Genomic DNA, 15,853 nt, shown 5'->3' on the forward strand with positions numbered 1-15,853 from the left:
TCTCTAGGCAGCAGTATTGGCTGTGTTCGATACTCTGTGTGTCACGAGTCGGTGGATAGACCGAAGAGGTGTGTCGTGGCAGGTGGAGGGCTTACGTTGACGTTGCAGGACGTCGCGGATCTTGCTCGTGTCCGTCGTCCAGTCGTGAGCATGTGGCGCAACCGGCCGCGTGTCCGCGGTCTGCATGTGCCCTTCCCCGATCCTGTCGAGGTCTCGGGCGGGATGGAGCGCTTCCGTCGCGAAGACATCGTCGAGTGGCTGGAGCGCACTGGCCGGGGTAACAACCCCGAGGCGAATCTCGACGCACCAGCGTTAAGCGTGCCCGATGACGTGCCTCTGGATGAACTCGTCACGTGGCTCTGCCTCGCGGTGTTGACGGGGGAGGATCTGGCGGAGACGACAGCGGAGAACCGCATCACCCTGGCGCGCGGTGTCGATCCCGACGACCGGGTGCTGTTGTGCGAGGTGGAGGCTTCCGCGCCTGCCGACTCCACGCTGCGGTTCGCCGATGACCTGATTGAGGCGTCGTACGGCCCACGCGAGGCACTCGACCGGCTGGACCAAGGAAGGGCCGCGCGGACGTTGGGCACTCGTGACCTCACCTCCGATGCGGTCGACCTCATCCACGCCGTCGCCGAAGCCTGCGCCTTCCACCTCGACCCCGAAGACGTGTCGCTCGTACACGTTGGCCCGGCGTCGAGCGTGACGCTCGCGCTTGCCGACGCCTTCACCCGTCTCGTGGTTCCCGGTGGCACTCCCGAGTTGCGGGACATCCGACGCAGGGCGGCGATTCGCGAGATCGAGACCGTGGACGACGCAACAGGCCCTAGCGTCCGAGTGCTGTCGGCCATCGGCAGGCCCGCCAACGAGGTGCTCGATCTGGTCGACAACCTCGTGCTCGACCTCGGCGAGGGTGAACTCGCGGTCGTCATCGGGCCGGCCAGCGTCCTATGTGACGAACTACAGGGCGAGCAGGAGCGGCACCGAGCGCAGACCCTCCGCTCGGAGAGCCTCACCGTCGCGCTGCGCCTTCCTCGGGGCATGTGGCGTGAGGCGCACCGGCAGGCGCTGGGCCTGTGGGTCTGCGCGACCGGAGGGTCCACGCGGCGGCCGCTGGTCGCCGACTTGGCCGCGTTCACCCGAGACGAACTAGACCTCGGCGACCTCGGTTCCGATGTGACCGGCGCGTTGACCGCCGATCGAGGTCGTGCCTTCCGATATCTCCGCCCGCACGACCTCGCGCCGATCCTGAGTGCCCGCGCTGTCGTCGTGCCCCGCGGGGTGCGAGCACTGCGGCTCGCGACGACGGAGATCGAGCGGCACCTTGCCGTCATCAACACGGCCACCCTGGTAACGAACCAGCCGATCCGGCCCTTTGACGTACTGGCCGAACGTGCCACTGGCTCCATGCTGCTGCGCAGGCGGTCACTGGGCGAATTGAAAGACCTAGGGCACGTGCGGGTGCTCCGCGGCAGCCGAATCGACCACAGTCACGACAATCCCGCTGGCTCCGTCGCGGTTCTCTCAGCGGCCTACTCACACGGCGTCGCGCACCTCGACCCGTTCGATGCTGTGCGGCTGTACCCGCGCGCCGTCCGAACAGATCCGGGGGATGTGGTGTTCGCGGAACGGCCACGCCCGAGTGCGACGGTCGACGACCACGGCGGATCGGTGGTGGCCTCCCCGTCGAAGATCCTCCGGATCAGTTCGCAAGCGGGGATCGGCCCCCACGCGGTGGCGGCGATCATCAACCGGCTGCCAGACGAGCCCACTGAGTGGCAGACCTGGAACGTGCCGATTCTCGATACCTCCGAGGTGGAGCGGCTGGAAGAGGCGCTTCTCGCTGCGGTGAACCACGAGACCACCCTGCGGCGCCACCTGGCCGCAACAGGGGATCTCGTCACCGCCATGATCGACGGAGTCGCCGCAGGCGCAGTGTCTCTCACCACGCGGACAACGCAGTAGGAAGGATAGGCAGCATGCCTCCCCGCACGAAAAAGGAACCGTCGGCACCATCGACAATGAAGGAGCTGAAAGACACCCTCTGGAAGGCCGCCGACCGGCTCCGCGGCTCGCTGTCCGCGAACCAGTACAAGGACGTCATCCTCGGCCTGGTGTTTCTCAAGTACGTCTCGGACGCCTACGACGAACGCCGCGACGCCATCCGGGCCGATCTGACGGCACAGGACTACGACGAGGAGCAGATCGCCGACCTGATCGACGACCCCGAGGAGTACCAGGGGTACGGGGTGTTCGTCGTACCGTCCGATGCCCAGTGGACCTACCTCGCAGAGAACGCCAAAGGCAAGCCCGCCGATCTCTACGGACCGGCAAAGACCATCGGTCAGCTCATTGACGAGGCGATGGACCTCGTCATGAAAACCAACCCCACGCTGCAAGGCACGCTGCCGCGCATCTACAACAAGGACAACATCGACCAGCGCCGCCTCGGCGAACTGGTCGACCTGTTCAACAGCGCGAAGTTCAGCCGCCAGGGCGAACACCGCGCCCGTGACCTCATGGGCGAGGTCTACGAGTACTTCCTCGGCAACTTCGCCCGTTCGGAGGGCAAGCGCGGCGGCGAGTTCTTCACCCCGCCTAGCGTCGTCCGAGTGATCGTCGAAGTGCTGGAGCCTGCGCGCGGGCGCGTGTACGACCCGTGCTGTGGCTCGGGCGGCATGTTCGTACAGACCGAAAAGTTCATCTACGAACACAACGGCGATCCGAAGGACATCGCCATCTACGGCCAGGAAAGTCTGGAGGAGACCTGGCGGATGGCGAAGATGAACCTCGCCATCCACGGCATCGACAACAAGGGCCTCGGGGCGCGGTGGGGCGACACCTTCGCCCGCGACCAGCACGCGGACGTCCAGATGGACTACGTGATGGCCAACCCGCCGTTCAACATCAAGCACTGGTCCCGCAACACCGAAGACTCCCGCTGGAAGTTCGGCGTCCCACCCGCCAACAACGCCAACTACGCCTGGATTCAGCACATCCTGTACAAGCTCGCTCCGGGCGGCAGCGCCGGCGTAGTCATGGCGAACGGTTCGATGTCGTCGAATTCCAACGGCGAAGGCGCCATCCGGGCCCAGATCGTCGAGGCTGACCTCGTGTCCTGCATGGTCGCGTTGCCGACGCAACTGTTCCGCAGCACCGGCATCCCGGTCTGTGTCTGGTTCTTCGCCAAGGACAAGCGCGCTGGCAAGCACGGCGCGGTTAACCGGTCGGGCGAGGCGCTGTTCATCGATGCCCGCGAACTCGGCTACATGGTCGACCGCGCTGAACGCGCCCTGTCGAACGAGGACATCGCCAAGATCGCCGACACCTACCACGCCTGGCGCGGTACCCGCTCCGCCGCGCAGAAGAACCTGACCTACGAGGATATCCCCGGGTTCTGCAAGTCAGTAGGCCTGCCCGACATCAAAGCCGCGGACTACGCTCTTACGCCGGGCCGCTACGTCGGTGCCGCCAATGTCGAAGACGACGGTGAACCCATCGACGAAAAGATCCAACGCCTCACCAAGGAACTACTCGGCGCCTTCGACGAGTCCGCTCGCCTGGAAAAGATCGTTCGCGCGCAGTTGGAGCGTCTCGATGCTTAAGATGAAGAGCACGACCGTTGGAGCCTTGGGTGATCTATTCGACGGACCGCACGCCACGCCCACTCGACGGTCCGATGGGCCATATTTTCTCAACATTGCTAGCCTAAAGTCTGGGCGACTCGACCTGACAGAGTCGGACCACGTATCAAAAGAAGACTTTGAGCGTTGGACACGCCGGGTTACCCCCTGTGCCGGAGACCTTTTGTTCTCCTATGAGACTCGACTTGGCGAAGCAGCATTGATGCCTGAAGGAGTCACGGCTTGCTTGGGGCGGCGCATGGCCCTCCTGCGGCCGGATCGCTCGGTTGTTGATCCGCGTTTCCTGCTCTACTTCTACCTCAGCCCATCTTTCCAGAGAATTATCGCCACAAACACGATCCACGGTGCCACAGTGCCACGGATCGGGCTTTCTACGATGTCACAGTGGGAAATTGAAATTCCGACACTCGCTGAGCAGCAAGCTATCGCGGAGGTTCTGGGGGCGCTCGACGAAAAGATCGCCACCAACAGTCGGACTCTGCACCTATGCGTGGAGTTGTGTGATGCGAAGTTCGCTCACGCGGTCAACGGCATGCACCTTGGCAATAAAACGTTCGGTGAAATAGCTGAGGTCAGCGGAGGAGGGACACCGAGGACCGCAGTTGAGGAGTACTGGAAAGGTGAAATTTTGTGGGCAACCCCGACTGATGTGACCGGTCTCGCTGGCCCCTACCTATCTTCTACGAGCCGGATGATCACTCAGGCCGGACTGGACTCGTGCGCCTCGACGCTTTACCCTCGAGGTTCAATCCTGATGACTTCGCGAGCGACTATTGGCGCTTTCGCCATCGCGCAGTCACCGGTCGCAGTAAATCAGGGCTTCATCGTCGTCAATGCCAAAGATCCCAGGTACCAGCTTTGGCTCTTTCATGAGATGCGCGCACGCGTCGCCGAGTTTGTCAGTCACGCCAACGGTGCAACTTTCCTCGAACTCAGCAGAGGCAGGTTCAAGCAGTTCCGGGTTCGGATCCCTGATGTGGAGCTTGTGTATAGCTTCTCGCGGGAAGTGGAGCCACTTCACGCGCTCGCATCGCAGATGATTAGCGAGTCAAGAAAGATGGCGAATGTGCGGGATGAGCTGCTGCCCCTGCTGGTGTCTGGAAAAGTCCGTGTACAGGACGCAGTGAAGGTCGTGGAGGGAGTTGTGTGATGGTGGGGCAGCCGGGGTTCAGTGAGGCGGAGTGGGAGGGCGTAGCGCTGGAGGCGCTCGCCGAGCAGGAGTGGCAGTCGCTTCCAGGGATCGCCATCGCGCCGGGCGCTGAAAGTGGTCGGGCGTCGTGGGATGACATCGTGCTTCCCGGGCGGATGCTGGCCAAGATGCGGGAGTTGAACCCACAGGTGCCGGCGGAATACCTGGAGCAGGCGCTCGCGGAGATCATTCAGCCGACCTCACAGGACGCGATCGCCGAGAACTACCGGCTGCACCAGATCTGTACTCACGGCTACCGCGGGATCAGCTACATCGACGCCGACGGCGTGGAACAGAACCCAACGATCCGGCTGGTCAGTCACCAAGTCGGCGATAACGAGCTGCTCGCGGTCAATCAGGTCACCGTCCGCACGGCGGAGGTCGAGCGCCGCCTCGATGTGGTGCTCTACCTCAACGGCATGCCGGTCGCGATCTTCGAGCTGAAGCAGGCAGGCGCGGCCAAGGCCGATCTCGACGCCGCGCATGCCCAGTTGGCGACCTACCTGCGTGAGTTCCCGATGGCGTTCCGGTTCGCCGTGGTGACCGTGATCAGCGATGGGATCACCGCCCGCTACGGCACGCCGTTCACTCCGCTGAACCACTACTCGCCCTGGAACGTCGATGAGGACGGCAAGCCGGTGAAGCTCGGCGAACCGCTCGATGACGTGCACCTCGGCACCGAGTTGGAGTTCCTGATTGAGGGCGTGTTCAACCCGGAGCGGTTCCTCCAGTTGCAACGGAACTTCACCGCATTCGACGGTGGGGCCGAGGGGTACGCGAAGCGGATCGCCAAGCCTCACCAGTACTTCGCGGTCACCAAAGCAGTTGGGTCGACGGTCGCCGCTGTGGAGAGCAACGGCAAGGCCGGGGTCGTGTGGCACACCCAGGGGTCGGGCAAGTCGATGGAGATGGAGCTGTACGCCCAGCTGGTGGCCGCGCAGCCCAAGCTCAAGAACCCGACCATCATCGTCGTAACCGACCGCAAAGAACTCGATGGACAACTATACGAAGCGTTTAACCGGTCCCGTCTGCTGAGCGAGTCCCCGACCAAAGCGATGACCCGCGCGCAGCTTCGCGAGGAGCTGGCCAACCGGGCGACCGGCGGCATCTATTTCACCACGCTCCAGAAGTTCGGTCTTAGCAAGACCGAGAAGGACGCCGGGCTGGATCATCCGCTGCTGTCGGACCGCCGCAACATCATCGTCATCGCCGACGAGGCCCATCGCAGCCACTACGACGACCTCGACGGCTACGCCCGCCACCTCAAGGACGCGCTACCCAACGCCGCGCTGATCGCGTTCACCGGGACACCGATCTCCTTCGACGACCGCAACACCCGAGAGGTGTTCGGTGACTACATCGACATCTATGACCTGACCCGAGCGGTCGACGACGGTGCCACCGTTCCGGTCTACTTCGAGCCACGCCTGATCAAAGTCGGGCTGATCAAGGATGTCAGCGAAGAAGACCTCGACCGGGCCGCGGACGAAGCTACCCTCGGGCTCGACGAGGTAGAACGCGACAAGATCGAGAAATCCGTCGCCGTGATCAACGTCGTGTACGGGGCACCCGCACGTCTGGAGGCACTGGCGGCTGACATCGTCCAGCACTGGGAGACCCGCTCGGAGCAGCTGCGCAAGTTCATCGGCTCCCCCGGCAAGGCGTTCATCGTCGGCGCGACCCGAGAGATCTGTGCCCACCTCTACGACGAGATCATCAAGCTCAAGCCGGACTGGCACAACGACGCCGTCGACAAGGGCGTGGTCAAGGTCGTCTACTCCGGCTCAGCTCAGGATGTCATGCCAGTGGCCAAGCACGTCCGGCGTGACGGACAGAACAAGGTCATCCAGAAGCGGCTCCGTGACGCGGACGACGAACTCCAGATCGTCATCGTCAAGGACATGATGCTCACCGGCTTCGACGCGCCACCGCTGCACACGTTGTACCTCGACCGCCCTCTCAAGGGCGCGCTACTAATGCAGACCCTGGCGCGGGTGAACCGCACCTTCCGAGGCAAGCCGGACGGGCTACTCGTCGCCTACGCACCGCTGGCGGACAGTCTCAGCAGGGCGCTCGCCGAGTACACCGACACCGACAGGGCCAAGAAGCCGGTCGGCAAGCACGTCGACGAAGCCGTCGACCTCACCACCACGCTCATCGCCTCCCTCGACGAGCTGTGCGCCGGCTACCCGTGGCGGGCGAAGCTGGATGGCGGCCCGAAAAGCTGGGTCAAGGCCGCCTACGGGCTCACCAACTATCTGCGCTCCCCCACCACCCCTGGCAACCAGGTGCCGGAAGGCGAGGAAACGCTCGGCGACCGCTTCCGAAAGTTGGCCAACCAACTGGCCCGTGCGTGGGCGCTATGCGCAGGCAGCCAGACCCTCGAGCACCTCCGAGTCACGGCAAGGTTCTACGAAGAAGTCCGGGTGTGGATGGGCAAGTTCGACGCTCAGCAGCGGCAGGCCGAGGGCAAGCCTGTGCCGGAGGAGATCCAACGGATGCTCTCCGCGCTGGTGGCGACCTCAACCGCGTCCGGTGAGATCGTCGACATCTACGCCGCCGCGGGGCTACCGAAACCATCCCTGTCCGATCTAGGGCCGGGTTTCCAGGTCAAGGCCCAGTCGGCGTCGAACCCACATCTCGCGATCGAAGCGCTGCGTGCACTGCTCGTTGAAGAGTCGGATCACGCCACGCGGCACAACCTGGTACGCCAGCGGGCGTTCTCCGAGCGAATCGCCGAGCTGATGCGCAAGTACACCAACCAGCAACTCACCTCGGCCGAGGTGATCGCCGAACTCATCGAGTTGGCCAAGGTAGTCGCCGCCGAGGGCAACCGCGGCCAGCGCTTCAGCCCACCCTTGTCCCACGACGAGCTGGCGTTCTACGACGCGGTCAGCACCAACGAGTCAGCCGTTGAGTTCCAGGGCGACGACGTGCTCGCCCAGATCGCACGGGAACTAGTGGCGGTCATGCGGCGCGACGTCAAGACCGACTGGACAGTGCGGGACGACGTGCGCGCCAAGCTCCGATCATCCATCAAACGGCTACTAGTGAAGTACAAGTACCCGCCGGACAAGCAGCCTGAAGCCATCAGACTCGTGATCGAGCAAATGGAAGCGATGGCACCCCGCTACGTCTCAAACGGCAACGGAACCCGAACAGATGCGCCTTCAGACTGAGAGCGCGCTGTGGCGGATAGTGGCAACAGCGCGGCCCTGAGTAGCCGGCTCGCGTGTCAGCCGTAGGCTCACCAGCGCGGCAGAACGGTCCAAGATGACGATGGCAGTGGGACGGCGTGCGGCACAGGCGATCTTGATCTACGTTCTCGTCCAGCTGGTGTTGGTCAAGCGGGCGACCGGCAGCGACGCCGACTCAGCCGACTAATCCTGCCCAGCAGCGCCGATACCGCGTGACGTCACGTAGTACAGCAATGGAACCAACGCCCTAGCGCCCAGAAGCTGTTGCTGCGCAGCCAGTTCCGGGATGCGGGTCAACGGCACCCACTCCAGGCGGCCGACTTCCTCCGTGTCCGTCGGCTCGGCTATCTTCTCGGCGTCCCGCTACGCGTACACGTCCGTCTTCGCAGTCACTTGCCCCGGCAACGGCTCAAAGCCGATGAGGTGTTCCGGCTCACCGATCGGCCGCCAGCCGCTCTCTTCCTCAATCTCACGCGCAGCCGTTGCCGCCGGAGCTTCACCCTCTTCGACCAGGCCACCGAGCAGTTCATAACCCCACTGCCCCGTCGCGAAGCGGTACCGCCACAGCAACAGGACTTCATTCTGTTGGTCACAACCATTCCGATGGCGACCCGTGCCAAGTGGACTACGTGATAGTCCCAGCGCTCCCCATTTGGCGCTTCGACATCGACAAGCCCAGCCGAACCCAACGGGTGTCATAGACGAGCCGCTCTCCATAGGTCTTCCATGAACCACGTGCCTCAGTCACGGCCGCAGCCTACGGATAATCCGAGCCACTCGTTCTTCCTTCTGCCCTTTGCAATACTGTGGGCCGGTTCCGTGGTCACCTTGAGCGGTACGACACATAGTGGGCATGTGATGTATGAACGCCCACCAAACACTCCAACCTCGAAATTTCAGGATACACCCATGGGCAGTTCGTACAAGCACATACTACTCATGGCGGAGTTCATTTTCACGGCTCACCGAATTCAGCCCCCGAGAGCAGCAACACACAAGATGAGCCAGGAATCACGACAACTATGCAGTATCTAGCCAGCGACAGCTCTACCGTCCGCATCACAGGAGTCGACCTCCTCGAAAGCATTGGCCACAAATACAAGCATCTCCGCCAGTTTTCCATGGACACATTGTGCGCCTACTTGCGCTCATGAAAGAGTCATAGATCCTGGGCTCGAAATCAAGAAATGGTTTAAGTTAACGACAGTTGCCCCTCGATCACACAACCCTTCTAATAAGGAGTTGAACGTACGATCTACGTATACAGCAAACGACACGAGATCTCGTTTACCGGGAACCGGCCGGCACTCATCATGAACAATCAAGGAGACGCGTATATTCATCAACGCGACGAGCGACACCGGTCAGACGTCACACTAAATCTCGACGGCGCCGTGTTGGTCCACTTCGATCTACCAGAGTGCACCATAGATACGATCAGCTTGCAGAGTGCGAAGTTCATTGGCAAGAAATCGACTTTTCGCAGGCGACCTTAGCCGGCTCTGCGCGATATCATTCCTTTGCTCACGAAGCACGGCAACCGTCTCTGAGTCCAGCGCGGCCCGCCGAATTTGACGGGGTGGTGTCCTTCTCTTTCCTATCCCCTTGCTCATGACGTAGCTGCGGCGAATCTCTACCATCTTAGCGTTCAGGCCCACGCGAGACCAGCGCAAGCCTGCGACTTCCGCGCGACCGATGCCAGTGGTCATCACTAGCCAAACGAGCGCGCCCCAGCCATTGCCCAGCTCGAATGCGCGATCGACCAGCCGAGCAGCATCAGCAGGCGACGGTGGATTAGGTTCTGGTGGCTCTGCTTGGACGTTGAGCGATTGTGGCAGGGCTCACCTCGATCCACTTCCAGCGAACGGCAGCGTTCAATTTGCCGCTGATGATGGAGTGAATCTGTCGAACCGTGGCCGCAGCCATCGGCTTGCACTTGTGGGGTTGACATCCCGCCTTAGCACAGTAATGCTCGTCTCGGTCTTGTGCACGATGAACGGACGGTCGTCGCAGCGAGTACGGCAGCGACGCAGCACCGAATAGAGGGTTTCCAGGTCCTTCGTCTTCAGCTCATTGACTGGCGTCTCGCCGAGTACTGGCCGAATGACGCGCTCGATGTATCCCATGTAGCCGTCGCGCGTGCTGGTCTCGATGTCGGCACTGCGCAGCCACTCATCAATGTCGTGGCTGAAGCTGACCGGCGACGTGGGTGCACGAAGCTTGTCGATCTCAGCTGAGATGCGCGTCACAGCGCGCTGAGCGCGCTTGTAGGCGGCAGCGTCGGTGCCCTGGATGGTTTCTCGGCGGTATGTACGGCGGCTGGTGACCCGGGTCCAGGCCCGCGTAGACGACGACGCGGAGGGTGTCGCCGCGCTGCTCGATCCGACCTCGGCGTCGCCCTTCTGGGCGCGCAGCACTCATAGGCCCGAGGGTACTCGCACCCTGGGCCGCACCCAATGATCAACTTTGTTGATCTTTTGAAGTTGTTCCCGCTGGTCAGCGCCGTGGGCCGGGTGGGGCTCGAACCCACGGCCAAGGGATTATGAGTCCCCTGCTCTGACCAACTGAGCTACCGGCCCTTGGATGTACAAAACCCCAGGTCAATGCACCTGGGGTTTTGCCGCTTGCTCCTCCAGCTGGACTCGAACCAGCAACCCTTCGATTAACAGTCGAATGCTCTGCCAATTGAGCTATGGAGGATCGCTCTTTGCCTGACCCGGGATTGTCCTGGCCTGACAGGGGGTAACTCTAGCGCATGTCGCAGGGCGGGGCGGCAGGGGGGTGCTTGGTGAGGGAAGATGATGTCACGCAGTCAACACACGGGAGGCAGTGCCGATGAAGGTGTTCCTGGCTGGACTCGCAGTTGGCTACGTGCTTGGCGCCAAGGCCGGGCGGGAGCGGTACGACCAGATCATGCGGGCGTACCACACCCTGCTCGAGCACCCTGCTGTGCAGAGTGCTGCCGGGGTGGCGCGGGCGAAGATCGGCGAGAAGCTCGGCCGCAACAACCGGCAGTCGGTCAGCTGACCCGGACTACCGCGAACACCCTCCGAAAGGGGTACCAGGTGCGGCCGTCCGCTCTGCGCGGGTAGACCTCGCGCAGGGCCGGCGCCAGTTCTGCGCGGAATCGCGCCCATTCGTTGTCGGTGAGGGCTGCCTTGATCGGGCGCAGCGCTGTTCCGGTGACCCATTCGAGCACCGGGTCGTCGCCGGTCAGGACTTGGGTGTAGGTCGTTTCCCAGGTGTCGACTTCGCAGCCGTCGAAGAGGTCCGCGTAACCCGTCGGCGTGAGGACCGCGTCGACGGGGCGCAGGTTGACATCCGCGAGCCGGGAGCTCCACGAACGGGCGACTAGTTCACGGATCAGATTGTGCGACGGCCCGTCGAAGTTGCCGGGGACCTGCATGGCGATCCATGCTCCCGATGGCAGTTCCTTGGCCCAACGGCGCAGCATGTCCGGGTGTCCCGGCACCCACTGCAGGACCGCGTTGGTCACGACGACGTCAGTGTCCGGTCGCGGTTGCCAGGTGGCGACGTCGCCCACATGGGCGTTGATGCCGCGTTCCCTCGCCGCGTCCACCATCTCCTGCGAGGAGTCGAACGCTTCGATGGCCGCGGTTGGCCAGCGTTGGCCGAGGACGGTGGTCAGATTGCCTGGTCCACAGCCCAGGTCGACCACTCTTCTGGGTGAATCTGCCTGGATTCGGGCGATCAGCTCGTAGAACGGCCGCGCCCGGTGATCGGCGAAGGTCAGGTACTTGTCCGGATCCCACATGGGCCACCTCCAGCAAACCGTACGTACGTACTTTATTGCTGGAGGTCGGTCCTCATCAAGCTCAATTTCGCGGCGACCTCCTCGGCCACCCGCCGCACCTCGTCGGCGTCCGTGCCCTTGTCCGGCCGGACTTGGAGCACGATTCCGTCCTGACCAGGCACTTTGCGTTGGACGAACCACGCGCCGCCACCCGGCAGCTCCTGGCGGTGCCGGGACGTGATCGACTTCGTGACGCGGTCGTGGATGGTGTCCGGGAGCTTGCCGCTCTGTTCGAACACGAACCGCACCGGCGGCATGTCCGCCAACACCACCGCGTCACCCGCCCGGGACGCCTCGGTCGCCTCGATCAGCACCAGCGCCCCGCCGCCCCAGGTGGCCTTGCTGATCATGTGCCAGCCGACCCTGCGCGACCCGGGCAGCCACAGGCCCAGCGACGTGGCCACCATGTGCCCGCCCGATTTCACCTCGGCCGAGGCGAGCACGTACTCGCCTTCGTCGAGCGTGCCCTCGAAGTCGTCAGGGACCTGCCGTCCGGTGAGCCGGGTGACGAACTTGCGCAGGCTCACGACGCGTACCTCCCCGCGGCCTGCTCGCCCAGCGCGATGTTGTACTGCTCCATCGCGACGAGGTCGCCGAACAGCTGCCGGTACTCGTCGGCGTCTTCCAGCGGGTTCAGCCGCTGCAACCGGGACTTGATCTCCGCGATCTGCCGTGCCACCAGGCTCTTGTTCAACGCCGCGATCAAGCTGTCCACATAACGCAGGTCGGGCTCGCCATGCGCGCGCATGGCCTCCACCGACAGCTCGCTGACCAGCGACTGCACGACTTGGTGCTGGCAGTGCTTGGTGACCGCGTCGAACAGTTGAGCCCCGGCGAGTCCGCAGGAAGCACCGCCTGCGGCTTGCAGCGCCTTGTGCAACTCCACGTACGCGGGCTCGGTGAACGCCTCTCCCGGCAGGCTGTCGAAGTGCGGCCCGGCCAGGTGCGGGACCTGCAGCGCCGCCTTCAGCAACTCACGCTGCAGGTGCAACTCGGGATCGTTGGGTTTGGGGCGTTGCGGGCCCTGGACCTCGATCTCCAGCGCGCCCTGGTCCTTGTCGACCGGACCGGTCTTGCGCGCCGTGGGCGCCGGTTTGCCGTTCGCGGTCTCCCTGACCCTGCGCACGACCGTTTGGATGTCATCCCAGCCGATCCAGCCCGCCAGCTGCCTGGCGTACTCGTCCCGCAGGGAGAAGTCCTTGATCTGGGAGACCATCGGCACGGTCCGGCGCAGCGCCTGGACCCGTCCCTCGGCCGAATCCAGGTCGTACCCGGCCAGCTCGGCCCTGATCCAGAACTCGATCAGCCGCTGCCGCCGGGCGACCAGGTCGCGCACCGCCGTGTCGCCCTTGACCTGCCGAAGCTCACAAGGATCCATGCCGTCGGGCGCGACGGCGATGAACGTCTGCGAGGCGAACCGCTGGTCCTCCTCGAACGCCTTCATGGCGGCTTTCTGGCCCGCTTCGTCACCGTCGAAGGTGTAGATGACCTCACCGCGGAAGAACTTGTCGTCCATCAGCAGACGGCGCAGCACCGAGATGTGCTCGGTGCCGAACGCGGTTCCGCAGGACGCGACCGCTGTCGGGATGCCCGACAGGTGCATCGCCATCACGTCGGTGTAGCCCTCGACCACCACGACCTGGTGCCGCTTGGCGATCTCCCGCTTGGCCATGTCCAGGCCGAACAGCACCTGGGACTTGTGGTAGATCGGCGAGTCGCTCGTGTTGAGGTACTTCGCCTGGATCTGGTCGTCGTCGAAGATCCGGCGGGCGCCGAATCCGACCACCTCGCCGCCGAGGTCCTTGATCGGCCACAGCAGCCTGCGGTGGAACCTGTCGATCGGGCCGCGCCTGCCCATCTTGGACAGGCCGGCCTTGTCCAGCTCCGCGAACTCGAACCCACGGCCGAGCAGGTACTTCGTGAGCGTGTCCCAGCCCGACGGCGCGAAGCCGCAGCCGAACATCGCCGCGGCGGCCTGGTCGAAGCCGCGCTCGGCGAGGAACTCACGCGCCGGTTTGGCCTCCGGGCCGCGCAACTGCTCGGCGTAGAACTCGGCCGCCGCCCGGTGTGCGTCGATGAGCCTGGTACGGGTGCCGCGGTCGCGCTGGACGCTGGCACCGCCGCCCTCGTAGGTCAGCTTGATCCCGACGCGTTCGGCGAGCCGCTCGACAGCCTCGACGAAGCTCAGGTGATCGATCTTGCACAGGAAGGCGATGACGTCGCCCCCCTCACCACAGCCGAAGCAGTGGAACGTGCCATGAGTCGGCCGCACGTTGAACGACGGCGTCTTCTCGTCGTGGAAGGGGCAGAGGCCCTTGGCCGCTCCCCCACCGACCACGCGCAGCGCGACATACTCGCCGATCACATCGTCGATCCTGTTGCGCTCACGCACGAGGGCGATGTCGCTCTCCCGGATCCGTCCTGCCACACGGCCCATGTTATGCCGGGCGCCTACGATGCGGTTGTGACGGTCAGCCTGGACACACTCGCCGAGGAATTCTCCGAGTACCGGACGCACCTGCTCGGGGTCGCCTACCGGCTCACGAGCACGCTCGCCGACGCCGAGGACGCGGTGCAGGAGGCCTGGCTGCGGCTGTCCACAGTAGACCGTTCGGGGATCAGGGAGCTCAAGGGCTGGCTGACCACCGTGGTCGGCCGGATCTGCCTCGACCGGCTGCGCTCCGCCGCCGTGCGGCGGGAGCGCTACACCGGGTCCTGGCTGCCCGAACCGGTGGTCACGCCGGTCGGCGGCGCACCGAGCGAGGACCCGCTGGAAACGATCGTGCGTGACGACGGCGTCCGGATGGCGGCCCTGATCGTGCTCGACAAGCTGACGCCGGAGCAGCGGGTGGCGTTCGTGCTGCACGACGCCTTCGACGTCCCGTTCGACGAGATCGCCGAAACCCTCGGCGTCACCACGGCGACAGCCCGCCAGTACGCCAGCAGGGGCCGCAAGGCGCTGGCTGACGCCAATCCCCCGCCCCGGGCGTCGATGGACGAGCAGCAGGACCTGCTCGGGCGCTTCGTGACCGCGCTGTCGAGCGGTGACGTGCAGGCCGTCGTGGCGCTGCTGCACCCGGATGTGGCGCTGATCGGCGACGCGGACGGCAAGGCCCGCACCGCGCGCCAGGTCATCCACGGTGCCGACAAGGTCGCCCGCTTCCTGCTCGGCCTGATGAACCGCTACGGCCTGGCGCTGGACGAAGTCGGACAGCCCGTGATGGTCAACGGCGACCTCGGCGTGCTGTTGCCCGATCGTCCCGGCGACGGCGACCACCTCGACCTGACCCGCCGGGTGTCGGTGTTCGCCGTTCGCGACGGCAAGCTGACCGGGTTCTACGACGTGGCGAACCCGGAGAAACTCACCCGCGTCACGCTGTAATGCCGAGGGATCTCTACCGGGTGAGCGGCACCCGGCAGGCGTCGCCGGACGAGAAACCCTGTTCGGTGATGCCCAGCGCGCTGTTGAACCGGGCACGCATGTTTTCCAGCGAGATCTGGTAGGTGAGCTCGATCACGCCCTTCTCGCCGAACGCCGCCACCAGGTCGGCGACCTGCTCGTCGGTCACCTGGACCGGTGTCGCGGTCATCGCGTCCGCGTACCCGATCGCGAGCCGCTCCTCGTGGCTGAACTCGGGTGAGGTGGCGTAGTCGTCGATCTCCCGCAGCCGTTCGACATCGAGACCGTCCAGCCGCTGCAGCATGGTGCCGAAGTCGATGCACCACTCGCAGCCGAGCCGCACCGCCGCCCGGTAGACAGCCAGTTCACGCACGGACTTCGGCAGCGCCTTGCTGACCTTCTCGGCCATCAACTCGTGCACGGCATAGGTGTAGAACACGCCGCTGTGATGCCTGGCCACGGCCAGCGGCTCCATCAGCACGCCGTACCGCTTGGCCGCCATCCGGTAGATCATCCGGCCGAAAAACCCCGCTTTGTCCGGCGCCACACCAAGAATCCGGGCCATCGTCCTGCTCCTCTCGTCCGTGTTCGACAACCAGACGAGACGGC

Annotated in this window: 11 protein-coding genes, 2 tRNA genes and 1 pseudogene; 6 read left to right on the plus strand and 8 right to left on the minus strand. The window is 64.3% G+C overall.

Annotated features, from left to right (window positions below; translation table 11 throughout):
* Window positions 1-36 precede the first annotated feature (36 nt).
* The 4 genes from ALI144C_RS32655 to ALI144C_RS32670 are packed head-to-tail and all read left to right on the plus strand — an operon-like array spanning window position 37 to window position 8,012.
* The gene (locus ALI144C_RS32655; protein ID WP_237774431.1) at window positions 37-1,965 is read left to right on the plus strand and encodes a helix-turn-helix transcriptional regulator; all 1,929 of its coding nucleotides are present in this window, start codon (window positions 37-39) and stop codon (window positions 1,963-1,965) included.
* A 14-nt stretch (window positions 1,966-1,979) separates the two neighbouring features.
* Window positions 1,980-3,605 (plus strand): class I SAM-dependent DNA methyltransferase, encoded by a 1,626-nt coding sequence (locus ALI144C_RS32660; protein ID WP_076991069.1) that lies wholly within the window; start codon window positions 1,980-1,982, stop codon window positions 3,603-3,605.
* A 1-nt stretch (window position 3,606) separates the two neighbouring features.
* Window positions 3,607-4,794 (plus strand): restriction endonuclease subunit S, encoded by a 1,188-nt coding sequence (locus ALI144C_RS32665; RefSeq protein WP_076991070.1) that lies wholly within the window; start codon window positions 3,607-3,609, stop codon window positions 4,792-4,794.
* Window positions 4,794-8,012 carry a type I restriction endonuclease subunit R gene (locus ALI144C_RS32670; protein WP_076991071.1) on the plus strand — a complete coding sequence of 1,073 codons (3,219 nt, stop codon included), beginning with the start codon at window positions 4,794-4,796 and terminating at the stop codon, window positions 8,010-8,012. Before ALI144C_RS32665 ends, ALI144C_RS32670 begins: the two co-directional genes overlap by 1 nt.
* 201 nt (window positions 8,013-8,213) lie before the next feature.
* Here the strand turns inward: ALI144C_RS32670 and ALI144C_RS32675 are convergent.
* The 4 genes and pseudogenes from ALI144C_RS32675 to ALI144C_RS32690 form a co-directional block, all read right to left on the minus strand.
* A pseudogene (locus tag ALI144C_RS32675) lies at window positions 8,214-8,778 on the minus strand (NUDIX hydrolase).
* Window positions 8,779-9,904: 1,126 nt separating this feature from the next.
* Window positions 9,905-10,447 carry a hypothetical protein gene (locus ALI144C_RS32680; RefSeq protein WP_076991072.1) on the minus strand — a complete coding sequence of 181 codons (543 nt, stop codon included), beginning with the start codon at window positions 10,445-10,447 and terminating at the stop codon, window positions 9,905-9,907.
* 88 nt (window positions 10,448-10,535) lie between these two features.
* Window positions 10,536-10,609: transfer RNA gene (locus tag ALI144C_RS32685), tRNA-Ile, on the minus strand.
* Window positions 10,610-10,657: 48 nt separating this feature from the next.
* Window positions 10,658-10,730 (minus strand) — tRNA-Asn (locus ALI144C_RS32690).
* Between the two features lie 135 nt (window positions 10,731-10,865).
* On the opposite strand from ALI144C_RS32690, the gene ALI144C_RS32695 reads away from it, so the two are divergent.
* Window positions 10,866-11,057, plus strand: a complete 192-nt coding sequence (locus tag ALI144C_RS32695; protein WP_076991073.1) for a hypothetical protein — start codon at window positions 10,866-10,868, stop codon at window positions 11,055-11,057.
* On the opposite strand, the gene ALI144C_RS32700 is transcribed toward ALI144C_RS32695, so the two are convergent.
* The 3 genes from ALI144C_RS32700 to dnaG are packed head-to-tail and all read right to left on the minus strand — an operon-like array spanning window position 11,050 to window position 14,272.
* Window positions 11,050-11,805 (minus strand): trans-aconitate 2-methyltransferase, encoded by a 756-nt coding sequence (locus ALI144C_RS32700; protein WP_076991074.1) that lies wholly within the window; start codon window positions 11,803-11,805, stop codon window positions 11,050-11,052. The genes ALI144C_RS32695 and ALI144C_RS32700 overlap by 8 nt on opposite strands.
* Window positions 11,806-11,837: 32 nt before the next feature.
* Entirely contained in the window at window positions 11,838-12,371 is a 534-nt protein-coding gene (locus tag ALI144C_RS32705) for a hypothetical protein (RefSeq protein WP_237774432.1), read from the minus strand.
* A complete protein-coding gene (gene dnaG, locus ALI144C_RS32710; protein ID WP_076991504.1) occupies window positions 12,368-14,272 on the minus strand; it encodes a DNA primase in 1,905 nt (634 codons plus the stop codon). Before dnaG ends, ALI144C_RS32705 begins: the two co-directional genes overlap by 4 nt.
* A 12-nt stretch (window positions 14,273-14,284) precedes the next feature.
* Here dnaG and ALI144C_RS32715 point away from each other — a divergent pair, with 12 nt between their 5' ends.
* The gene (locus ALI144C_RS32715; RefSeq protein ID WP_076991075.1) at window positions 14,285-15,226 is read left to right on the plus strand and encodes a sigma-70 family RNA polymerase sigma factor; all 942 of its coding nucleotides are present in this window, start codon (window positions 14,285-14,287) and stop codon (window positions 15,224-15,226) included.
* Between the two features lie 13 nt (window positions 15,227-15,239).
* Here ALI144C_RS32715 and ALI144C_RS32720 read toward each other — a convergent pair whose 3' ends face one another.
* On the minus strand, window positions 15,240-15,809 hold the full coding sequence (locus tag ALI144C_RS32720; RefSeq protein WP_076991076.1) for a carboxymuconolactone decarboxylase family protein: 570 nt from the start codon (window positions 15,807-15,809) through the stop codon (window positions 15,240-15,242).
* Window positions 15,810-15,853: the final 44 nt, after the last annotated feature.

The sequence above is a fragment of the Actinosynnema sp. ALI-1.44 genome (genome assembly GCF_001984155.1).
Classification (GTDB): domain Bacteria; phylum Actinomycetota; class Actinomycetes; order Mycobacteriales; family Pseudonocardiaceae; genus Kibdelosporangium.